Annotated in this window: 22 protein-coding genes; 19 read left to right on the top strand and 3 right to left on the bottom strand. The window is 72.0% G+C overall.

Translation table 11 applies throughout. The features are described 5' to 3' along the window. Positions 1–17: 17 nt before the first annotated feature. Complete coding sequence (locus ACIBTV_RS11620; RefSeq protein ID WP_396703936.1) at positions 18–914, bottom strand: AAA family ATPase; 897 nt, start codon at positions 912–914, stop codon at positions 18–20. Between the two features lie 294 nt (positions 915–1,208). Here ACIBTV_RS11620 and rpmE point away from each other — a divergent pair, with 294 nt between their 5' ends. Both rpmE and prfA read left to right on the top strand, forming a co-directional pair. Continuing rightward, positions 1,209–1,433: a 50S ribosomal protein L31 gene (gene rpmE / locus ACIBTV_RS11615; RefSeq protein ID WP_091595512.1), complete on the top strand. Its 225-nt coding sequence runs from the start codon at positions 1,209–1,211 to the stop codon at positions 1,431–1,433. A 114-nt stretch (positions 1,434–1,547) separates the two neighbouring features. Next, positions 1,548–2,636, top strand: coding sequence for a peptide chain release factor 1 (gene prfA, locus ACIBTV_RS11610; protein ID WP_396703935.1), 1,089 nt, complete (start codon positions 1,548–1,550; stop codon positions 2,634–2,636). Between the two features lie 36 nt (positions 2,637–2,672). Here the strand turns inward: prfA and ACIBTV_RS11605 are convergent, their stop codons facing one another. Beyond that, complete coding sequence (locus ACIBTV_RS11605; RefSeq protein ID WP_396703934.1) at positions 2,673–4,223, bottom strand: diguanylate cyclase domain-containing protein; 1,551 nt, start codon at positions 4,221–4,223, stop codon at positions 2,673–2,675. Between the two features lie 127 nt (positions 4,224–4,350). On the opposite strand from ACIBTV_RS11605, the gene prmC reads away from it, so the two are divergent. From prmC to ACIBTV_RS11585, 4 genes are all read left to right on the top strand, one after another. Further along, positions 4,351–5,250 carry a peptide chain release factor N(5)-glutamine methyltransferase gene (gene prmC, locus ACIBTV_RS11600; protein ID WP_396703933.1) on the top strand — a complete coding sequence of 300 codons (900 nt, stop codon included), beginning with the start codon at positions 4,351–4,353 and terminating at the stop codon, positions 5,248–5,250. Continuing rightward, a complete protein-coding gene (locus ACIBTV_RS11595) occupies positions 5,250–5,891 on the top strand; it encodes an L-threonylcarbamoyladenylate synthase (RefSeq protein ID WP_091599441.1) in 642 nt (213 codons plus the stop codon). Before prmC ends, ACIBTV_RS11595 begins: the two co-directional genes overlap by 1 nt. Then, the gene (locus tag ACIBTV_RS11590; protein ID WP_396703932.1) at positions 5,891–6,502 is read left to right on the top strand and encodes a phosphotyrosine protein phosphatase; all 612 of its coding nucleotides are present in this window, start codon (positions 5,891–5,893) and stop codon (positions 6,500–6,502) included. The genes ACIBTV_RS11595 and ACIBTV_RS11590 overlap by 1 nt, the downstream gene beginning before the upstream one ends. A gap of 136 nt (positions 6,503–6,638) precedes the next feature. Beyond that, a complete protein-coding gene (locus ACIBTV_RS11585; RefSeq protein ID WP_396703931.1) occupies positions 6,639–8,753 on the top strand; it encodes a transglycosylase domain-containing protein in 2,115 nt (704 codons plus the stop codon). Here the strand turns inward: ACIBTV_RS11585 and ACIBTV_RS11580 are convergent. After that, positions 8,728–10,221, bottom strand: coding sequence for an SDR family oxidoreductase (locus tag ACIBTV_RS11580; protein ID WP_396703930.1), 1,494 nt, complete (start codon positions 10,219–10,221; stop codon positions 8,728–8,730). The two genes, ACIBTV_RS11585 and ACIBTV_RS11580, sit on opposite strands and share 26 nt — an antisense overlap. A gap of 35 nt (positions 10,222–10,256) precedes the next feature. On the opposite strand from ACIBTV_RS11580, the gene glyA reads away from it, so the two are divergent. The 13 genes from glyA to ACIBTV_RS11515 all read left to right on the top strand — a co-directional run bounded on the left by glyA (position 10,257) and on the right by ACIBTV_RS11515 (position 21,217). Continuing rightward, positions 10,257–11,546 carry a serine hydroxymethyltransferase gene (glyA, locus tag ACIBTV_RS11575; protein WP_396703929.1) on the top strand — a complete coding sequence of 430 codons (1,290 nt, stop codon included), beginning with the start codon at positions 10,257–10,259 and terminating at the stop codon, positions 11,544–11,546. Continuing rightward, positions 11,539–11,970: a hypothetical protein gene (locus ACIBTV_RS11570; protein WP_396703928.1), complete on the top strand. Its 432-nt coding sequence runs from the start codon at positions 11,539–11,541 to the stop codon at positions 11,968–11,970. Before glyA ends, ACIBTV_RS11570 begins: the two co-directional genes overlap by 8 nt. Positions 11,971–12,163: 193 nt before the next feature. Continuing rightward, a complete protein-coding gene (locus ACIBTV_RS11565; protein WP_091595528.1) occupies positions 12,164–12,400 on the top strand; it encodes an AtpZ/AtpI family protein in 237 nt (78 codons plus the stop codon). An 11-nt stretch (positions 12,401–12,411) separates the two neighbouring features. Beyond that, on the top strand, positions 12,412–13,209 hold the full coding sequence (gene atpB, locus ACIBTV_RS11560; RefSeq protein ID WP_396703927.1) for a F0F1 ATP synthase subunit A: 798 nt from the start codon (positions 12,412–12,414) through the stop codon (positions 13,207–13,209). A 67-nt stretch (positions 13,210–13,276) separates the two neighbouring features. Further along, the gene (locus tag ACIBTV_RS11555; RefSeq protein ID WP_091595532.1) at positions 13,277–13,513 is read left to right on the top strand and encodes an ATP synthase F0 subunit C; all 237 of its coding nucleotides are present in this window, start codon (positions 13,277–13,279) and stop codon (positions 13,511–13,513) included. A gap of 29 nt (positions 13,514–13,542) precedes the next feature. After that, the gene (locus ACIBTV_RS11550) at positions 13,543–14,085 is read left to right on the top strand and encodes a F0F1 ATP synthase subunit B (protein ID WP_091595534.1); all 543 of its coding nucleotides are present in this window, start codon (positions 13,543–13,545) and stop codon (positions 14,083–14,085) included. Beyond that, positions 14,085–14,906 (top strand): F0F1 ATP synthase subunit delta, encoded by an 822-nt coding sequence (locus tag ACIBTV_RS11545; RefSeq protein WP_396703926.1) that lies wholly within the window; start codon positions 14,085–14,087, stop codon positions 14,904–14,906. Before ACIBTV_RS11550 ends, ACIBTV_RS11545 begins: the two co-directional genes overlap by 1 nt. Before the next feature lie 93 nt (positions 14,907–14,999). Then, on the top strand, positions 15,000–16,652 hold the full coding sequence (gene atpA / locus ACIBTV_RS11540; protein WP_396703925.1) for a F0F1 ATP synthase subunit alpha: 1,653 nt from the start codon (positions 15,000–15,002) through the stop codon (positions 16,650–16,652). A 4-nt stretch (positions 16,653–16,656) separates the two neighbouring features. Next, complete coding sequence (locus tag ACIBTV_RS11535) at positions 16,657–17,586, top strand: F0F1 ATP synthase subunit gamma (protein WP_396703924.1); 930 nt, start codon at positions 16,657–16,659, stop codon at positions 17,584–17,586. Continuing rightward, the gene (gene atpD, locus ACIBTV_RS11530; protein ID WP_091595542.1) at positions 17,586–19,022 is read left to right on the top strand and encodes a F0F1 ATP synthase subunit beta; all 1,437 of its coding nucleotides are present in this window, start codon (positions 17,586–17,588) and stop codon (positions 19,020–19,022) included. Before ACIBTV_RS11535 ends, atpD begins: the two co-directional genes overlap by 1 nt. A 215-nt stretch (positions 19,023–19,237) precedes the next feature. Then, positions 19,238–20,374, top strand: coding sequence for an LCP family protein (locus tag ACIBTV_RS11525; protein WP_396703923.1), 1,137 nt, complete (start codon positions 19,238–19,240; stop codon positions 20,372–20,374). A 90-nt stretch (positions 20,375–20,464) separates the two neighbouring features. After that, a complete protein-coding gene (locus ACIBTV_RS11520; RefSeq protein ID WP_091595546.1) occupies positions 20,465–20,749 on the top strand; it encodes a F0F1 ATP synthase subunit epsilon in 285 nt (94 codons plus the stop codon). 12 nt (positions 20,750–20,761) lie between these two features. Then, positions 20,762–21,217 carry a DUF2550 domain-containing protein gene (locus ACIBTV_RS11515; protein ID WP_091595548.1) on the top strand — a complete coding sequence of 152 codons (456 nt, stop codon included), beginning with the start codon at positions 20,762–20,764 and terminating at the stop codon, positions 21,215–21,217. Positions 21,218–21,288 lie beyond the last annotated feature (71 nt).

The following is a 21,288-nucleotide window of genomic DNA, read 5'->3' as shown; positions in this document are numbered from 1 at the left end:
GGACCCCTCCCGACGCGTCAGAAGTCGCCCTCGGCCACCTGGAAGACGGTGAGCCCGAGGGACCGCCACATGCGGACCACCTGCATCCGGTCGTCGAAGACGCCCACCACCCGGTAGCGGTCCCGGATCTCCCGCTCGTAGATCTCCTGCTTCACCACCGAGTCCTTGCGGGAGTCGCCGAGCGCCCGCAGGTGCAGCGCCAGGTACGGCACCCGCACGTGCCGCTCCAGCCAGGCCACCGTGTCCGCCCGGGCGGAGGCGTCGCGGCCCGAGCAGAAGACGACGTCGTACCCGGCGGCGTGCATGGCCCGGACGGCCGCGATCACCGCCTCGTTGGGGCGGTCCTCGGCGACCCGGGTCATGTCGTACGGGCTGCGCGAGACGTTCAGCGCCACCGTGCCGTCGATGTCGACGAGGACGATCTCCGGCGGCCCGGCCGACGCCTCCCGTACGCGGGTCGGCCGTCCCGCGCGGGCCTGTGGCACCGGCAGCGGCAGCGGCCTCCCCTCCAGGTAGCGCTCGTGCAGGCGGCGGATCGCCGCCTCGCCGACCCGCTCCGCGTCCGGCCGGGCGGCGTCCCGGCGCAGACACTCCTCCAGCGGGACGTCGGTGAAGTCGTGCACCTCGAACTCGGCCCCGTGGCGGGCGGCCAGGTCGGCCCAGTCCCGCAGTGTCCGGGCCCGGAGGTTGGTGTCGTCCACGCAGACGTCGGCCCGGGCCCTCAGCAGCGCCTCGACCTGGGCCCGCTGGACGGTCGTCACCTGTGCCTCGGCCCACTGGGTGAACAACCGCTCGCCGTGCAGCATCCGGCGCAGATCGTCCCGGTTGACCCGGACCACGGACGGTTGGAGCGTCCGGGCGAAACTGGTCTTTCCGGAGGCGGGCAGCCCTCGGGTCGCGATCAGGCGGGGCACTCCGCTCACCTCCGTGTCGCCTCGACGTACGGCCGGCGGGCCGCCGTGCCCCGCGCGGGGCACGGCGAGGCTACCGCCGTGGCCGGTGAATGCCCGGCCGGAGGGCGGGAATGCGACGAGGACGCCGCGTGTTGTCGAAGCCGGACCAGCTGTGCGGCCCCCCGACGGGCCCGGCACACGCCCATGGCACACTGGTCAATCGGCCACCGGTTCCGGTTCACGCCCGAGCCCGTCGCGCGGTGCGACGGACGGTGACGGCGACCCGGCGACCACCGACGAAAGGACCGAGGCGACATGAAGCCCAACATCCACCCGGAGTACGTGACCACCGAGGTCCGCTGCTCCTGCGGCAACACCTTCACGACCCGCAGCACCGCCAAGGGCGGCGCGATCACGGTCGAGACCTGCAGCGCCTGCCACCCGTTCTACACCGGTAAGCAGCGCGTTCTCGACACCGCCGGTCGGGTCGCGAAGTTCCAGCAGAAGTACGCCAAGGTTCAGGCCAAAAAGGCCAAGTAACTGCTCGTTCGACGCCCGCGTCCGGTTTCCCACCGGGCGCGGGCGTCGTCCGTATGGCGCCCGTCTCGGCGTGTCACCCCGTCCCGTCCCCGCCGTCGAAGGAGCATCCGCAGCATGAGCAGCGAGCGTCTGGCCGCCCTCCTCGACGAGTACGCGGACCTGGAGAAGCAGCTCGCCGACCCGGCCATCCACGCCGACCAGGCGACGGCGCGCCGGATCGGCCGCCGCTACGCGGAGCTGGTCCCGCTGCACAAGGCGGCCGGTGAGCTGGCCCAGGCGCGGTCCGACCTGGCCGCGGCCCGGGAGCTGGCCGCCGAGGACCCGTCCTTCGCCGCCGAGGCCGAGTCGATCGCCGCCTCGTTGCCGGCACTGGAGGAGCGGCTCGCAGAGCTGCTCATCCCGCGCGACCCGCACGACGCCAAGGACGTCATCGTCGAGATCAAGGCCGGTGAGGGCGGCGAGGAGTCCGCGCTCTTCGCCGGAGACCTGCTGCGTATGTACACCCGGTACGCCGAGCGGCACGGCTGGCTCACCGAGGTGATCGACGCGCAGGACTCCGACCTCGGCGGTGTCAAGGACGTCTCGCTGGCGATCAAGACGAAGGGCGTCCCGGAGGGCGGCAACGGAGTCTGGTCCCGGCTCAAGTGGGAGGGCGGCGTGCACCGGGTGCAGCGCGTCCCGGTGACCGAGTCGCAGGGCCGGATCCACACCAGCGCGGCGGGCGTCCTGGTGCTGCCGGAGGCCGAGGACGTCGACGTCACCATCGACCCCAACGAGCTGCGGATCGACGTGTTCCGCTCGTCCGGCCCCGGCGGCCAGTCGGTGAACACCACCGACTCGGCGGTGCGGATCACCCACCTGCCGACCGGCATCGTGGTCTCCTGCCAGAACGAGAAGTCGCAGCTGCAGAACCGGGAGCAGGCGATGCGGATCCTGCGGGCCCGGCTGCTGGCCGCGGCACAGGAGCAGGCCGACGCGGCCGCCTCGGACGCGCGTAAGGCGCAGGTGCGGACGGTGGACCGCTCGGAGCGGATCCGCACCTACAACTTCCCGCAGAACCGGATCACCGACCACCGGATCGGCTACACCGCGTACAACCTGGACCTGGCCCTCGCCGGCGATCTGGACGGCGTCCTCGACGCGCTGGCCGAGGCCGACCGCACCGCCCGCCTCGCCGGTGACACGGAGCTGACCCGCCGCTGACCCGGGGGCCCGCCGCCCGCGCGGACGCGGCCGGGGTCAGGAGGCGCGCGGGCGGGACTTGGCGCGGAGCATCTCGCGGTCGGCGATCTCGAAGGCGGCGCTGAGCGCGTCGCGCAGTGCCGACCCGGTGCCGGCGACCTCGGCGAAGCCGATGCTCACCCCGACCGGGGTGCCCGGCACCAGCGCCTCCCAGTCCTCGCCGGCGACCGCCGCGCCGATCCGCCGGGCCACCTCGGCCGCCTCGGCCATGCCGGCGTCGGGCAGCACCACGACGAACTCGTCCCCGCCGTAGCGGGCCACGAAGTCGCCCCGGCGCATCACCCGGTTGATCACCCCGGCGATCCGCTGGAGCACCAGGTCGCCGGAGTGGTGGCCGTGCCGGGTGTTCACCGCCTTGAAGCCGTCCAGGTCGCAGACCCCGATCACCACGCGCTCGCCCCGCGACACCACGGCGGCGATGTAGCGCTCCAGCCGGCGCCGGTTGGGCAGCCCGGTCAGCGGGTCGGTCAACGCCTCACCCTCGTAGCGCGCCGCCTCCCGGCGCATCTCCTCGTGGTCGATCCGCGCGGCGATGCCGTCGATGTAGACGTCCCGAAGGCGGTCGTTGCGCTGCGCCGCGAGCCGGAACGCCAGCCGGTCGACCCGGTGCGCGGCGGCGTGGTCACCGGCCCGGGCGAGCGCGATGCTGCGCAGCCGGGCCGGCTCGGCCGCCCCGAGCGTCTCGTTCGAGACGTGGACGGAGTCCAGCCGGGTGACCGCCTCGATCGGCCGGCCGGCGGCGATGGCGAGGCACACGTGCCCGAGGTCGCGCATGTCCCGGGCGCGGGCGCTGTCACCGCCGTGGGCGAGCAGCCGCGCCGGGTCGGTGTCGCTGCCGGGCTCGATCTCGTCGCCCAGGGCGGCCCGCCGGGCGGCCGCGTAGCCGTAGGCGGCGAGGCTGCTCGGGCGCAGCTGGCCGGCCCGGCCGCTGCGCAGGAACCGGCTCAGGTCGGCGGCCACGTCGCGGAGCACCCGCAGGCAGCCGTCGCTGTCCCCGTTGTGGTCGAGCGCGACGGCGTTGCGCAGCCGGATGCCGGGCGCCGCGAAGGTCTCCTCGGGAATGCCGGCGGCCAGGCCGAGCTGGCGGGCGCGTTCGATCGCGCCGAGGGCGTAGCCGTGGAAGCTGAGGTAGGAGTAGGCCATGGCGAGGTCGTGCCAGCCCCAGGCGGTGTCCCGGTCCGGCTCCTCCACCGCGCCGAGCGCCCGGGCGGCCCGGACGAGGTGGGTGACGCAGCGGTCCAGCGCGCCCTGGTGGTGGGCGGCGAGCGCGGCGAGCGCGTTGAGGTGGCCGTGCAGGTAGGGCTCGGCGAGGTCGCGGACGGCCGCCGACGCCTCCTCGATCGCCCGGGTGAACTCGGCGGTGCGCCCGAGATTGATCAGAGCGGAGAGGCGCTGCACGAGGGCGTCGGCGCGGGTGCGCGGGTCGGTGGTGGTGCGAAGCACACGCTCCAGCACCGCGTAGCCCTCGGCGCTCCGGCTGGCCTCCTGCAACGCCCGTGCCTGCGTCAGCGCGTCAACCTGGTCTTCGACCCGGTCGAGCCAACCCACCAGCGACCTCCTGTCGGTGTGCGCCTGGACGCACCGGCTCGTGACGTGACCCGCGACGCTTCATGATTATGTCGTGACCATCGAGCCGCAACACCCGTCCGAAGGGTCGAAACGGTACCGGCCCTCGATGGCGGTGGCCAGAGCCGCACGGGCGCTGGCCGACGCCGGTGTGGAGGCGACCCGCGCGGAGGCCGAGCTGCTGGCCGCGTACGTGCTGGAGGTGCCCCGGGGGCGCCTGGCCCTCGCCGACGGGTTCGACCCCGACCAGCTGGCCGCCTTCGACGCCCTGGTCGCCCGGCGGGTCGCCCGGGAGCCGTTGCAGCACCTGACCGGCAGCGCCGCGTTCCGGCACCTGGAGCTGGCGGTCGGCCCGGGCGTGTTCGTGCCCCGTCCGGAGACCGAGCTGCTCGCCGGCTGGGGGATCGAGCGGGCCCGCCAGGTCGGGCCGCCGGGCCCGGTGGTCGTGGACCTGTGCAGCGGCTCGGGTGCGATCGCGCTCGCGGTGGCCCAGGAGCTGCCGACCGCGCGGGTGGTGGCGGTGGAGCGGTCCCCGGCGGCGCTGCGCTGGCTGCGCCGCAACGCGGCGGACCGGGCCGCCGCGGGGGACCGGCCGGTCGAGGTGGTCGAGGCGGACGTCACCGCCCCGAACCTGCTGGCGGAGCTCGTCGGCCGGGTGGACGTGCTGCTCTGCAACCCGCCGTACGTGCCGGCCGACACGGTGGTCCCCCCGGAGGTCGCCGGGCACGACCCGGCGGAGGCGGTCTTCGGTGGCGTGGACGGGCTCGCGGTGATCCGGCCGGTGATCGCGCGCGCGGCGGCCCTCCTGCGCCCCGGCGGGGTCCTCGGCGTCGAGCACGACGACACGCACGGCGCGGACGTGCCCGCGCTGCTCGTGGCGGACGGCCGGTTCGCCGACGTCGCCGACCACCCGGACCTGACCGGCCGGGCCCGATTCGCCACCGCGTCCCGCCGCTCGGACGGCCGTCGCCCCGACTCCGGCGGGGCGTGGCAGACTGGCTCCTCGTGATGCTCTACGACTGCCGGTCGCCCGCCGATCGGGACCGCGGCATCGCCGCGGCGATCGAGGCGGTCAAGAACGGCGAGCTGGTCGTCCTGCCGACGGACACGGTTTACGGCATCGGCGCCGACGCCTTCACCCCGTACGCGGTGAAGGCCCTGTTGGACGCCAAGGGCCGGGGGCGGCAGATGCCGCCGCCGGTGCTGATCGGGTCGCGGAACACCCTCGACGGCCTGGTCTTCTCGCTGCCCCGGGCGGCCCGCGACCTGGTCGAGGCGTTCTGGCCCGGCGCGCTGACGATCGTGGTCGAGCACTCGCCGAGCCTGCAGTGGGACCTGGGCGACAAGACCGGCACGGTCGCGGTCCGGATGCCGCTGCACCCGGTGGCGCTGGAGGTGCTGCGGGAGACCGGGCCGATGGCGGTCTCCTCGGCCAACAAGACCGGCCAGCCGGCCGCGGTCACCGCCGAGGAGGCGCGCGACCAGCTCGGCTACTCCGTCCGCGCCTACCTGGAGGCGGGCCCCTGCCCGGATCCGGTGCCGAGCACGATCGTCGACCTCACCGGTGAGGTGCCGCAGGTGCTGCGCCAGGGCGCGATTCCGCTGGAGAAGCTCCGCGACGTGGTGCCGGACATCGTCGAGGGGGCGTAGTGCCGCCGTTCACCGTCCTGCACGTCTGCATGGGGAACATCTGCCGGTCGCCGATGGCCGAGCGGCTGTTGGCGCTGGCCGTGCGGGATCGGCTGGCGCGGCGCGGCGTGGACCCGGCCGGCGTCGACGAGCTGGTGCACAGCCACAGCGCGGGCACCGGCGGCTGGCACGCGGGCGAGGAGATGAACCCGCCGGCGGCGCGGCAGGTGGTCACCCGGGGCGGTGACGTCGAGGGGTTCGCCGCCCGCAAGCTGCGCTCCGACCACATCGACGCCGCCGACCTGATCCTCACCGCCACCGCCGACCAGCACGAGTACGTGCTGGCGCTGCGCCCCGACGCGGCCGGGCGCACCTTCGTCCTGGGTGAGTTCGGCCGGCTGCTGGGCGCGGTGGACGCGGCCGGGCTGCCGCCCGGCGAGGCGACCCCGGAGGCCGTGTACGCGCGGGGCGTGGCGCTCGTGGCGGCGGCGCACGGGTCCCGGCGGGGCGCGGGGGCGCTCTCCACCGACGACCTGGACGATCCGTGGGGTCGCGGCGACCAGTGCTTCAGCCGGGTGGCCGACGAGATCGAGGAGACCGTGCAGCCGCTGGCGGCTGTGCTCCTGCCCTGAGCGCCGGTGGCTCGTCCCGCGCGTGAGTGACCGCCTCGCGAAATTCCTCCGGGTTTGGTGAAAACCGGGGGAGATTGGGGCCTTCCGGGTCATTCTGAACGGGTCCAAGCGTGACCGGCTCCTGCGGGGAGAGCTGATGATCCGGGCCCGACTCGACAAAGTGGTGACCGTGCTGATCGCCGGCGTGCTGGCCGGACTGGTGCTGGCCATGGCCGCCCTGCCGGTCGCGCTGGTGTTCGGGATCGGCTTCAGCGCGCTCTCCACGCCCTACTCGGAGCTGCCCAACACGCTGCGCACGCCGCCCACGGCCCAGCGCACCAACCTCTACGCCAACGACGGGACCACCCTGATCACGTCCTTCTACCAGGAGGACCGGGTGGACGTGCCGCTGCACGAGGTGGCGCCGGTGATGCGGCAGGCGATCGTCGCCGCCGAGGACGTCCGCTTCTACCAGCACAGCGGCGTCGACCTGCGCGGGGTGGCGCGGGCGTTCACGGTCAACCGGCGCGACGGCCAGACCCGCCAGGGCGCCTCGACGCTGACCATGCAGTACGTCCGGAACGTGCTCAGCAGCGACCCGCGGCTCACCGAGCGGCAGCGGCAGGCGGCGACCGAGGTGACGACCGCCCGCAAGGTCCAGGAGATGCGGTACGCGCTCGCCCTGGAGCGTGAGCTGAGCAAGGAGGAGATCCTCGCCCGCTACCTGAACATCGCGTACTTCGGTGCCGGGGCGTACGGGATCGCCGCGGCGAGCAAACGCTACTTCTCCACCGCACCGGCCGACCTGACCGCGGCCCAGTCGGCGCTGCTGGCCGGGCTGGTGCGCTCCCCGCACACCGACGACCCGATCAACGGCGACGCCGACGCGGCCCTGAGCCGCCGGGCGTACGTGCTGGACCAGCTGGTGGAGACCGGTCAGATCCCGCCCGAGCAGGCCGCGCGGGCCAAGGCCGAGCCGTTGGCCCTGCGCCCCAGCGAGACCCCCAACGACTGCACCGCCGTGCCGGGGGCGCACAACGACTGGGGCTTCTTCTGCGACTGGTTCACCCGGTGGTGGCGCACCCAGCCGGCGTTCGGAGCCACCGAAGAGGAGCGGTCGCTGTCCCTGCGCCGGGGCGGTTACTCGGTCGTCTCGTCGCTCGACCCGGCCGTGCAGCGGGCCACCGTCGAGCAGGTGCTGCGGGTCTACCCGGTGACCGACCGCCGGACGGCGCCGACCGCGGTCGTGCAACCCGGCACCGGGCGGGTGCTGGCGATGGCGGTCAACCGCACCTACAGCGTGGACGACAACCCGGCCGGGCAGAAGAACCGCCCCAACACCGTCAACCAGCTGGTGGCCGGCGGCGGGGCGATCAGCGGCTACCAGGGCGGGTCGACCTTCAAGCTGTTCACCATGCTGGCCGCGCTGGAGTCGGGGCTGCCGCTGCGGACCGTCTACGACGCGCCCGGCCGGCTGGTCACCCGCTTCCCGGTGACCGGGGAGGCGAGCTGCGGCGGCCGGTGGTGCCCGGAGAACGCCTCGACGTCGATGGACGGCCGGCAGGACATGTGGACCGCGTTCGGACGCTCGGTGAACACGTACTTCGCGTGGTTGACCGAGCGCGTGGGCGCCGACCGGGTGGTGGAGATGGCCGAGCGGCTCGGCATCACGTTCCGCGCCGACGAGGACGCCCGGCTGGCCCGCTACGGCGCGAAGGACTGGGGGCCGTTCACCCTGGGCGTCTCCGCCACCACACCGCTCGACCTGGCCAACGCGTACGCCACGGTGGCCGCCGAGGGCACCTGGTGCGCGCCGTCACCGGTGATGTCGATCAAGGACGCGGCCGGCCGGCCGGTGGACGCGGCGGCACCGGACTGCCGTCAGGTGCTCGACGCCGACGTGTCGCGGGCCGCGGTCGACGCGGCCCGGTGCCCGGTGGGCGACCAGTCGATGTACCACGGCTGTGACGACGGCGGCACGGCCGAGGACCTGCGCGGCCGGCTCGGCCGGCCGGTGGCCGGCAAGACGGGCAGCTCCGAGCGGTACGCCACGGAGACGGTCGTCGCGTTCACGCCGCAGCTGGCCGTGGCCTCGATGGCCGCGAACCCGGACGACCCGCGCGACCTGGTCGGTCAGGCCGTTCAGGCCCGGCTGGTGGAGGCGGTCGGTGAGGTGCTCTCGTTCGCCCTGCGCGACCAGCCGGTACGCGACTTCGTGCCGCCCAGCGAGCGGACCGCGTTCGAGGTCACCGGCGCCCGGGACGGGAACTGATCCCCACCGGCTCCTGCTCGGCGCCCCGGGCGATGTTGCGGGCCATTCCGCCGAACACGACCGCGTGGAACGGCGCCACCGCCTTCCAGTAGGCGTGCCCGGGCAGCCCGCGCGGCAGGAACACGGCCCGCTGCAGGTAGCGGCTGCGTCCGTCGTCGGTGGGCAGCACCCGCATCTCCAGCCAGGCCCGGCCGGGCAGCCGCATCTCCGCCCGCAGCCGCAGCAACTCGCCCGGCACGATCTCCTCGACCCGCCAGAAGTCCAGCGCCTCGCCGACCTGGAGCCGGTGCGGGTCGCGCCGCCCACGGCGCAGCCCGACGCCGCCGACCAGCCGGTCGAGCCAACCCCGCACCGACCAGGCGAGCGGGAACGAGTACCAGCCGTGCTCGCCGCCGACCCCCTCGACCACCTGCCAGAGCGCCTCCGGTGGCGCGTGCACCGCCCGCTCCCGCAGGTCCGTGTAGGCGGTGCCGCCGGACCAGGCGGGGTCGCTGGGCAGCGGCTCGGCCGGCGCGTCCGGGATGCTCGCGGTCGACCAGCGGGTCTCCACCTGCGCGTCGCGCACCTTGGCGAGCGCGAGTTCGACGGCGCGGTCGAAGCCGGTGAGTCCCTGCGGGGGGTCGGGCACGTACGCGGCGATGTCGTGCTCGTGGGCGACCGCCTCGTGAATGAGGCTCTCCACGAGCGGCGTCGCGATCTTGTTCGGCACCGGGGTGACCAGCCCGACCCAGTACGACGAGAGCTTCGGGCTCAGCGGCCGGACCGGCACGATGATCCGGGGACGCAGCCCGGCCACTCTGGCGTACCGCTGCATCATCTCGCCGAAGGTGAGCACGTCGGGACCGCCGATGTCGAACCCGCGGTTCACCTCGGACGGCAGGTCGGCGCAGCCGACCAGGTAGCGCAGCACGTCCCGGACCGCGATGGGCTGGATCCGGTTGCGCACCCAGCGGGGGGTCACCATGGCGGGCAGCCGCTCGGTCAGGTAGCGCAGCATCTCGAACGAGGCCGAACCGGAGCCGATGATCACCGCGGCCCGGAGCACGGCGGTGGGCACGCCGCTCTCCAGCAGGATCCGCCCGACCTCGGCCCGGGACCGCAGGTGCGCCGAGCCCGGTCCGCCGTCCTCGGCGGGCTGCGGGCCACCGAGGTAGACGATCCGGCGTACGCCGGCGGCCCGGGCGGCGGTGGCGAACGCCTCCGCGGCCTCGCGGTCGGTCTTCTCGAACCCGGCCTGGCCGAGGGAGTGCACCAGGTAGTAGGCGACCTCCACGTCGGCGAAGACGGCCGGCAGGGTCTCCGGCCGGCGCAGGTCACCCTCGACGACCTCGACCTGACCCGCCCACGGCACGTCCCGCAGCCGGCCGGCGTGCCGGGCGAGGCAGCGCACCTGGTGACCCTCCGCCAACAGCCGGGGCGCGAGCCGCCCGCCGATGTAACCCGTGGCGCCGGTGACGAGGCATCTCATGGTTACCAGTCTGGGGCCGCCTAGACTCCTTCGTCGTGGACACCGTGACGAGCACCTTCTGGGGGCCGGATTTCGACGAGCTGCGGGCGACCGACCCCGAGATCGCGGGTGTCGTGCTCGGTGAGCTCGACCGGCTGCGCGGCGGGTTGCAGCTGATCGCCAGCGAGAACTTCACCTCGCCGGCGGTGCTGGCCGCGCTCGGCTCGACGCTGACCAACAAGTACGCCGAGGGCTATCCGGGGCGGCGCTACTACGGCGGCTGCGCCGAGGTGGACCGGGCGGAGGAGATCGGCATCGCCCGCGCCCGGGAGCTCTTCGGCGCCGAGCACGCCAACCTCCAGCCGCACTCCGGCGCCAGCGCCAACCTGGCCGCGTACGCCGCCCTGGTGCAGCCGGGCGACACGGTGCTCGCGATGGACCTGCCGCACGGCGGCCACCTCACCCACGGCAGCCGGGTGAACTTCTCCGGCAAGTGGTTCGCCACGGTCGGCTACACCGTGCGGCCGGACACCGAGCTGATCGACTACGACGAGGTCCGCGACCTGGCCCTGGCGCACCGACCGAAAATGATCATCTGCGGGGCGACCGCGTACCCGCGGCTGATCGACTTCGCCCGGTTCCGGGAGATCGCCGACGAGGTCGACGCCTACCTCATGGTGGACGCCGCGCACTTCATCGGGCTGGTCGCCGGCGGGGCCATCCCGTCACCGGTGCCGTACGCCGACGTCGTCTGCTTCACCACCCACAAGGTGCTGCGCGGGCCGCGCGGCGGCATGATCCTCTGCCGGGAGTCGCTGGCCCAGCGGATCGACAAGGCGGTCTTTCCGTTCACGCAGGGCGGCCCGCTGATGCACGCGGTCGCGGCGAAGGCGGTGGCGCTGCGCGAGGCCGCCCAGCCGGAGTTCCGCGCGTACGCCACCCAGGTGGTCGACAACGCGCGGGCCCTCGCGGCCGGGCTGGCCGCCGAGGGGATGCGCCCGGTCTCCGGCGGCACCGACACCCACCTGGCCCTCATCGACCTGCGCGAGGTGGGGGTGACCGGCGCGGACGCCGAGGCCCGCTGCGACGCCGCCGGGATCACGCTGAACAAGAACGCGATCCCGTACGACCCGCAGAAGCCGATGGTCGCCTCCGGCATCCGGGTGGGCACGCCGAGCGTCACCACCCAGGGCATGCGCGAGGGGGAGATGCGCCGGGTGGCCGAGCTGATCGCCCGCGCGGTCCGGACCGACCCGGCGGCGGCCGGCGGCACCGACGAGCTGGCCCGGATCGGGGCCGAGGTGACCGAGCTGGTGACGGCGTTCCCGGCGTACCCCCGTGGCTGAGCCCACCGCCCGCGCGGCCGAGGCGGCCGAGGACCGGGGCTGGCGGCTGCGCCACCTGCCGGTGCTGCTCGCGGCCTCGGCGGTGATGGCCGCGCTCGCCGGGGTGGTCGGCGGGGCGACCCGCGGCGGCGACGCGGCGCTCGGCGCCGCCGTCGGGGTGGGGATCACGGCGCTCAGCTACACCATCACGACCGTCGTGCTGGCCTGGGCCGACTCCCGGGACACCCAGCTCGTGCTGCCGTTCGGCCTGGGGCTCTACGTCGCCAAGTTCACGCTGCTCGGCGCGGTCATGGTGGCGGTGGCGTCGACCGGCTGGCCCGGCCTGATCCCGCTCTGCCTGGGCATCGCCGCCGGGGTCGTGGTGTGGACGGGCGTGCACATCTGGTGGTTGACGACGGTGCACGCGCGGCGGATGCGAGGCTGACCGACCAGGAGGGACGCGCCCGTCCCACCTGTCGGTACGGCACGCCGATGTGTCCCCGATCGGTCATTCTCTCTCGCTCCGAAGGGGAGTACCGTGCCTCCAGACGAGTTCGCCCGCCCGTGTCCCACACAACCAGGTTGTGCGGGGGGTGAGGCACAGCCTCGTCCACTCGACTGATATCGTTCGCCCCGTCATGGCCGGTGACCAGAAACCCCCCAGCGCTGGCGGCCCGGGCGACGTTCCGTCCGGTGCCGGTCAGGGCTGGACCGCGCTCAGCTACCTGATCGCGGGCATGCTCGTGTGGGGTTTCATCGGCTGGCTGGTCGACCGGTGGTTGGACACCGGTGGTGTCGCCACCGGGATCGGCATCGTGCTCGGCATGGCCGGGGGAGTCATCCTGGTCATCCGCAAGCTCGGCACGCCTCAATAGGAAGGGACGCGGTGAACGGAGCGTCGAACGTCCTGGCACAGGGCGAAGTCAACTTCCCACCCAGTGTGGAGGACTTCTACCTGCCCAGCATCGTGCCGTGGGGCGCCCACAACAACTACTGGTTCACCAAGATCACGTTCATGGTGTGGCTGGCGGTCGGGATCCTGATCCTGTTCTTCCTGCTGAGCTACCGGAACCCGAAGCTGGTGCCGACCAAGAAGCAGTGGCTCGCCGAGTCGATCTACGGCTTCGTCCGCAACAACATCGCGGTCGACATGATCGGGCACGCGGGCGTGCGGTTCGCGCCGTACTTCACGACGCTCTTCTGCTTCGTGCTGCTCACGAACTTCTTCGCGATCGTGCCGTTCTTCCAGATCTCGCCGAACTCGCACATCGCCTTCCCGGCGTTCCTTGCGCTGATCAGCTACGTGCTCTTCAACTACGTCGGCATCAAGCAGCACGGCTTCGTCAAGTACTTCAAGAACGCGCTGGTGCCGCCGGCGCCCTGGTACATCCTGCCGCTGCTGATCCCGATCGAGGCGTTCTCGACTTTCCTGGTCCGGCCGTTCTCGCTGGCCGTCCGTCTCTTCGCGAACATGTTCGCCGGCCACATGCTCCTGCTGGTCTTCACGCTCGGCGGCTTCGCGATGCTCAACGCCAACGCGCTGCTGGCACCGATCTCGGTGGTGTCCTGGCTGATGACCATCGCGTTGACCTTCCTCGAGTTCCTGGTGATCGTCCTGCAGGCCTACGTCTTCACGGTGCTCACCGCCAGCTACGTGCAGGGCGCGCTCGCCGAGGAACACTGATCCACTCGCACCAACCGTTGTCGTCCCGCGTGAGAGTCACGCGTGATAACCAGGAGGAACCACACCAATGGACGCTAGCGTTCTCGCCGCGGTAGAGGGCAGCACCGCCGCCATCGGCTACGGCCTCGCGGCCATCGGCCCGGGCATCGGCGTCGGCCTGGTCTTCGCCGCCTACATCCAGTCGACCGCCCGCCAGCCGGAGTCGTCGCGGATGACCCTGCCGTACGTCTGGATCGGCTTCGCCGTCATCGAGGCGCTGGCCCTGCTGGGCGTCGCGTTCGGCTTCGTCTGGTCCGGCGCCTGATCCCGTCCCTGTAGACCGGGAGGTCATCCATGTACCAGCTGCTCGCCGCAGAGGGGGGTGAGGGTGGCCACAACCCGATTCTCCCGCTCTGGCAGGAGATCGTGGTCGGTGGCATCGCCTTCATCGTGCTCTGCTTCGTGCTGATGAAGTTCGTCTTCCCGCGCATGGAGCAGACGTTCCAGGCCCGGGTCGACGCCATCGAGGGTGGCATCAAGCGCGCCGAGGCGGCCCAGGCCGAGGCGGGCCAGCTGCTCGAGCAGTACCGCGCGCAGCTCGCCGAGGCGCGCACCGACGCCGCCAAGATCCGGGACGATGCCCGCGCCGACGCCGAGGGCATCCGGCAGGACATCCTCGCCAAGGCGCGCGAAGAGGCCGACCGGGTCATCCAGGCCGGCAAGGACCAGCTCGCCGCCGAGCGGGCCACCATCGTGCGCGAGCTGCGCGCGGAGGTCGGCACGATCGCGGTCGATCTGGCCAGCAAGATCGTCGGTGAGTCGCTCGCCGACGAGGCGCGTCGCAAGGGCACCGTCGACCGGTTCCTGAGCAGCCTCGAGAGCACGGGGGCCCGCTGATGCAGGCCGCCAGCCGGGAGTCGTACAAGATCGCGGCCGAGCGCCTCGACGCGTACGTCCGCGGCGCGGAGCCGTCGGCGGTGGCCACCACCGCCGACGACATCCTCTCCGTCGCCGCCCTGCTGCGGCGGGAGCCGCGGCTGCGCCGGGCGCTCTCCGACCCGGCCCGCTCCGGGGAGGACCGCGCCGGCCTGCTGGAGAACGTGCTCTCCGGCAAGATCGGCGCGGACGCCCTCGCCCTGGTCAGCGCGCTGGTCTCCGGCCGCTGGTCCGCGCCCTCGGAGCTGCTCGACGGCACCGAGCGGCTGGGCATCGAGGCGGTCCTGGCGGGCGCCGACATCGCCGGCGAGCTGGGCGAGGTCGAGGACGAGCTGTTCCGCTTCGGGCAGGTCGTCTCCGGCACGCCCGAGCTGTCCAACGCGCTCTCCGACCCGATGGCGCCGGTGCAGCAGCGGGCCGCCCTGGCCGACGAGCTGCTCGCCGGCAAGGCCCGTCCGGTCACCGGCTACCTCGTCGGGGCCGCGCTCGCCGGCTTCGGGGGGCGCTCCTTCGTCGGCGCGCTCACCCGGCTGGTCGAGCTGGCCGCCGATCGGCGGGACCGGCAGGTCGCGTACGTGACCGTCGCCGCCCCGTTGAGTGACGAGGAGGAGCAGCGGCTGGGCGCTCGCCTGTCCGCGATATACGGTCGGGAAGTGTCCGTCCGACAGACGGTGAACCCCGACGTTCTGGGTGGCGTGAGTGTGCGGGTCGGCTCCGACCTGTACGACGGGACCGTCCTTCGCCGCCTCAACGAGACCCGCAACGCGCTCGCGAAGCGCTGACCGGCTCCGCCGCTTAGCGCCCCGAACGACAGACGCCATTCGGACCGGTCGGTACTAGGTATCCCGGGCCCCTGATACATAAGGAAGCAGAGGATGGCCGAGCTGACCATCTCGACGGAGGAGATCCGCGGCGCCCTGGAGCGCTACGTCTCCTCCTACTCGTCCGCCGTCTCCCGCGAGGAGGTCGGCACCGTCGCGGACGCCGGCGACGGCATCGCCCACGTCGAGGGCCTGCCCTCGACCATGACCAACGAGCTCCTGGAGTTCGAGGACGGCACGCTCGGCGTGGCGCTGAACCTCGACGTTCGGGACATCGGCGTCGTCGTCCTCGGTGACTACAGCGGGATCGAGGAGGGGCAGCGCGTCAAGCGCACGGAGCGGGTGCTCTCCGTGCCCGTCGGCGACGCCTTCCTCGGCCGCGTGGTCAACGCGCTGGGCCAGCCGATCGACGGCCTCGGCGACATCGCCAACGAGGGCTACCGGGAGCTGGAGCTCCAGGCCCCCAACGTGATGTCCCGGCAGTCGGTGTTCGAGCCGCTGCAGACCGGCATCAAGGCCATCGACGCGATGACCCCGATCGGCCGGGGCCAGCGTCAGCTGATCATCGGTGACCGGAAGACCGGTAAGACCACGGTCGCCCTGGACGCGATCCTCAACCAGCGGGACAACTGGCGCTCCGGCGACCCGACGAAGCAGGTCCGCTGCATCTACGTCGCGATCGGCCAGAAGGCCTCCACCATCGCCTCCATCAAGGGGACGCTGGAGGAGGCGGGCGCGATGGAGTACACGACCATCGTCGCCTCGCCGGCCTCCGACCCGGCCGGCTTCAAGTACCTCGCGCCCTACACCGGCTCGTCCATCGGGCAGCACTGGATGTACGGCGGCAAGCACGTCCTGATCGTCTTCGACGACCTGAGCAAGCAGGCCGAGGCGTACCGGGCCGTGTCGCTGCTGCTGCGCCGCCCGCCGGGCCGCGAGGCCTACCCGGGTGACGTCTTCTACCTGCACTCCCGCCTGCTGGAGCGCTGCGCCAAGCTCTCCGACGAGCTGGGCGGCGGCTCGATGACCGGTCTGCCGATCATCGAGACCAAGGCGAACGACATCTCGGCGTTCATCCCGACCAACGTCATCTCGATCACCGACGGCCAGATCTTCCTGGAGACCGACCTGTTCAACCAGGGCGTCCGTCCGGCGATCAACGTCGGCACCTCGGTCTCCCGGGTCGGTGGCGCCGCGCAGGTGAAGCCGATGCGCAAGGTCGCCGGTTCGCTGCGGCTCAACCTGGCCCAGTACCGCGAGCTGGAGGCGTTCGCCGCCTTCGCCTCCGACCTGGACAAGGCCTCCCGCGCCCAGCTGGAGCGCGGCTCCCGCCTGGTCGAGCTGCTCAAGCAGGCGAACTACTCGCCGTACCCGGTGCAGGAGCAGGTCGTCTCCGTCTGGGCCGGCACCGAGGGCAAGCTCGACGACGTCCCGGTCGGCGAGATCCGTCGCTTCGAGTCCGAGTTCCTCCAGTACCTGCGGCACAAGCACGCGGGCGTCCTGGCCGGGATCGCGGACAACAAGTGGGACGACGACATCATCGCCTCGCTCGACGCCGCCATCACGGAGTTCAAGCAGGTCTTCCTCGGCAAGGAGGACGAGCGCCAGGTCAACGACGCGCCCGCCGCTCCGCTGGAGGGCGACGAGAACCGCGAGACGGTGACCCGGTTCCGCGACGGCGCGACCGACCGCCCGGCCGAGAGCTGATCCCGTGGCGGCCCAGGTACGCGTTCTTCGTCAGCGGATCCGTTCCGCCAAGTCGATGAAGAAGATCACCAAGGCGATGGAGCTCGTGGCGACGAGCCGGATCGCCAAGGCCCAGGCCCGGGTCGAGGCGTCCCTGCCGTACGCCCAGGCCATCACCGGCGTGCTCACCGCGCTGGCGTCCAACGCGCGGATCGACCACCCGCTGCTGACCCCGCGCGAGCGGGTTCGGCGGGCCGGCGTCCTGCTGGTGACCGCCGACCGGGGCCTGGCTGGCGGTTACAGCACCAACGCGATCCGGACGGCCGAGTCGCTGATCGCCCGGCTGCGGGCGGACGGCAAGGAGCCGGTCCTGTACGTCATCGGCCGCAAGGGCGTGACGTACTACCGGTTCCGCAACCGGCCGATCGAGGCGAGCTGGACGGGCTTCTCGGAGCAGCCGGCGTTCACGGACGCCCGCGAGGTGGGCGAGACGCTGATCAAGGCGTTCTCGTCCGGCGCGGACGACGTCGACGGCGGCGCCGGGGCGGACGGGGTGCTCGGGATCGACGAGCTGCACATCGTCTACACCGAGTTCCACTCGCTGATGACCCAGACGCCGGTCGCGAAGATCATCGGCCCGATGCAGGTCGAGGACCGTCCGCGGTCCGAGGGCCTGCTCCCGGCGTACGAGTTCGAGCCGGAGGCGGAGGCGCTGCTCGACGCGCTCCTGCCGCGCTACATCAACACGCGGATCTACGCGGCGTTGATCGAGTCGGCGGCGAGCGAGTCGGCGGCCCGTCGGCGGGCCATGAAGGCGGCCACGGACAACGCCGAAGAGATGATCGAGAAGTACACGCGTGAGATGAACTCGGCCCGCCAGGCCGGGATCACCCAGGAGATCAGCGAGATCGTCGGCGGCGCGAACGCGCTGGCCGCGTCGGGAAGTGAAGTGTGATGACTGCCCCAGTAGAGACCAAGACGGCCACCGGTCGCGTGGTCCGGGTCATCGGCCCGGTCGTCGACGCCGAGTTCCCGCGCGACGCCATGCCGGACCTGTTCAACGCCCTGCACGTCGACGTGACGCTCTCCGGCGGCGAGAAGACGCTGACCCTCGAGGTCGCCCAGCACCTGGGCGACAACGTGGTCCGCGCCATCTCGATGCAGCCGACCGACGGCCTGGTCCGCGGTTCGGTCGTGCGGGACACCGGCTCGCCGATCACCGTGCCGGTGGGCGACGCCGTCAAGGGCCACGTGTTCAACGCGATCGGTGAGGTCCTCAACCTGACCGAGGGCGAGACCCTCCAGGCGGACGACCACTGGCAGATCCACCGCAAGGCCCCGGCCTTCGCGGACCTGGAGCCGAAGACCGAGATGCTGGAGACCGGCATCAAGGTCATCGACCTGCTCGCCCCGTACGTCAAGGGCGGCAAGATCGGCCTGTTCGGCGGCGCGGGCGTGGGCAAGACGGTGCTCATCCAGGAGATGATCACCCGCGTCGCCCGCAACTTCGGTGGTACGTCGGTCTTCGCCGGTGTGGGTGAGCGGACCCGTGAGGGCAACGACCTCATCGCCGAGATGACCGAGTCCGGCGTCATCGACAAGACCGCGCTGGTCTACGGCCAGATGGACGAGCCGCCGGGCACCCGGCTCCGGGTCGCCCTCTCGGCGCTGACGATGGCGGAGTACTTCCGTGACGTGAAGAAGCAGGAGGTGCTGCTCTTCATCGACAACATCTTCCGCTTCACGCAGGCCGGTTCCGAGGTCTCCACGCTGCTCGGTCGGATGCCGAGCGCCGTGGGTTACCAGCCGACCCTGGCCGACGAGATGGGCGAGCTCCAGGAGCGGATCACCTCCGTCCGGGGCCAGGCCATCACCTCGATGCAGGCGATCTACGTGCCGGCGGACGACTACACCGACCCCGCCCCGGCCACCACGTTCGCCCACCTCGACGCGACCACCAACCTGGAGCGGTCGATCTCCGACAAGGGCATCTACCCGGCCGTGGACCCGCTGGCGTCCTCGTCCCGGATCCTCGCCCCGGAGTTCGTCGGCCAGGAGCACTTCGCGGTGGCCACCGAGGTGAAGCGGATCCTGCAGCGCTACAAGGACCTGCAGGACATCATCGCCATCCTCGGCATCGAGGAGCTCTCCGAGGAGGACAAGGTCACGGTCGGCCGGGCCCGCCGGATCGAGCGTTTCCTGTCGCAGAACACCTACGCGGCGGAGCAGTTCACCGGTGTGCCGGGTTCGACGGTCCCGATCAAGGAGACCATCGAGGCCTTCCGGAAGATCAGCGAGGGCGAGTACGACCACTTCCCTGAGCAGGCCTTCTTCATGTGCGGCGGTCTGGACGACCTGGAGCGCAAGGCACAGGAGCTCATGAAGGGCTGACCGCGCCCGATCAAAAAGAACGCCCCGGCATCGCCGGGGCGTTCTTTTGTTCATCTTCAGGCCCTATCATCGCCGCTGCCCAATCACTCAGGCTCGGCGCCCGGGTCGTGGTCCGTACCGCTCATCGCGCCGCGCCGGGATCGGGCGTCGAAACGTGCAACGTTTTCGGCCACCTGCGCCGTCTACATGGGCAGGCGCGACGAACGGAGAAGCTCGTGGGTAAGGCCGGCAAGAACGGCCGGAAGAAGTCCATCTGGCGTGGTGTGCCGCGGTGGGCCCGGGTCTGCACCGCCTTCGGCGTCGTGCTGATGATGCTCAGCGGCGGGTTGCTCGTCGGCAGCGAGGTGCTGCTGGCCCGCTACGAGGGCGCGGTGGGCAAGGCCGACCTCTTCGGCGACCAGGCCGCCGGCGCCAAGGAGCGCAAGAGCGACATCAAGGGACCGCTCAACATCCTGCTGGTCGGCATCGACCCGCGGAAGCCGGAGACCCCGCCGCTGGCCGACTCGATCATGGTGCTGCACGTGCCGGCCGAGCTCGACCGCGCCTACCTCTTCTCCATGCCCCGCGACCTCTACGTGGACATCCCGGCCTTCCCGCCGGCCCACTTCCGCGGCGAGCGCACCAAGCTCAACGCGGCGATGTCCTTCGGCAGCCAGATCCCCGGCCGGAACCCGGACGCGGCCCGCGGCTTCGAGCTGCTCTCCAAGACCGTGCAGAACGAGACCGGGATCAAGCGCTTCGACGCCGGCGCGATCATCAACTTCACCGGCTTCCAGAAGATCGTCGACGCGATGGGTGGCGTCGACATGTACATCGAGCGCGAGGTGCGCTCCGAGCACCGGGAGCCGAGCGGCAAGCACCGCGAGGGCAAGCCGGGCGGCGGCGGCTACATCGGTCCGCAGGCCGTCTACAAGAAGGGCAACCAGCACCTGAGCGGTTGGCAGGCGCTGGACTACGTGCGGCAGCGCTACCCGAAGAACGGTGTACCCGACTCCGACTACGGCCGGCAGCGCCACCAGCAGCAGTTCGTGAAGGCGATGGTGGGGCAGGCGTTCAGCGCCGACGTGGTGACCAACCCGATCAAGCTGGACAAGGTGCTTCGCGCCGCCGGCCAGTCCCTGATCTTCAGCGGTCGGGGCAACAGCGTGGTCGACTTCGGTCTCGCCCTGAAGAACATCCGCCCGAACGCCATCCAGATGATCAAGCTGCCCGGCGGCGGCGTCTACGAGGGCAGCAAGTACAAGGGCGAGCAGTTCCACGCCGGGGTCTCCGACTTCTTCGCCGCCCTGCACAACGAGCAGCTCGACCCGTTCCTGCTCGAACATCCGGAATTCGTGAACAAGACCAAGTAGGCGTGGCCCACCTCTCCGCCACCCGCGTTGGGTGCGCCGTGGCGGCGGGACTAGAATTTGCCCAACCCGCCGCCGCAGCAAGGAGACAGCGTGGCACAGCAGCTTCACGTCGAGCTCGTAGCCGTCGAGGAGAAGGTCTGGTCCGGCGAGGCCGAGATGGTCGTCGCCCGGACGACCGAAGGTGAGCTCGGCGTGCTGCCGGGGCACGCGCCGCTGCTCGGCCAGCTCGCCGAGCCCGGCCAGGTCCGCATCAAGCTCCCCGGTGGCCAGCAGGTCTCCTACGAGGTGGACGGCGGATTCCTCTCCGTGAGCGCCGAGGGCGTGACCGTCCTCGCCGAGAGCGCCACCCCGGTCGACGCCGCGCAGAGCCGCTGAGCCGACCCGTCGATGGAGATCGTCGAAGGGATCGGGATCGGCGTAGCCGTCGTTCTCGTCGCGCTCCTGATCCTCTTCGTCCGTCGAGCCCTGGTCACCCGTAGCGGTGGCATCATCCGGCTCAGCGTCCGGGTCTCCACGCTGCTCGACGGTCGGGGCTGGTCGCCCGGCTTCGGCCGCTTCGTCGGTGACGAGCTCCGCTGGTACCGGATGTTCAGCTTCGCGCTGCGCCCCAAGCGGGTGCTCTCCCGCAAGGGGCTGGCCGTGGAGCGGCGGCGGCTACCCGAGGGGCAGGAGCGGCTCTCCATGCCCGCCGACTGGATCATCCTCCGCTGTACCAGTCACCACGCTCCGGTGGAGATCGCCATGGCGCGATCCACGGTCACCGGCTTTCTCTCCTGGCTCGAGGCCGCCCCACCCGGGGCGGCCTCGCCGCGTCTGGCCTCCCAGGACTGGCCGGCCGCCTGACCGGCCGGCGTCGACGCCACCGGTTGGCGGAGGGCCTTGCCGCAGGAGCCGGCCGCGGCCACCCGGAGGAG

Source organism: Micromonospora sp. NPDC049366 (assembly GCF_044466625.1).
GTDB lineage: Bacteria > Actinomycetota > Actinomycetes > Mycobacteriales > Micromonosporaceae > Micromonospora.
The sequence above is the reverse complement of the archived record's forward strand: the minus strand, read 5'-3'. Positions and strand labels throughout refer to the sequence as shown.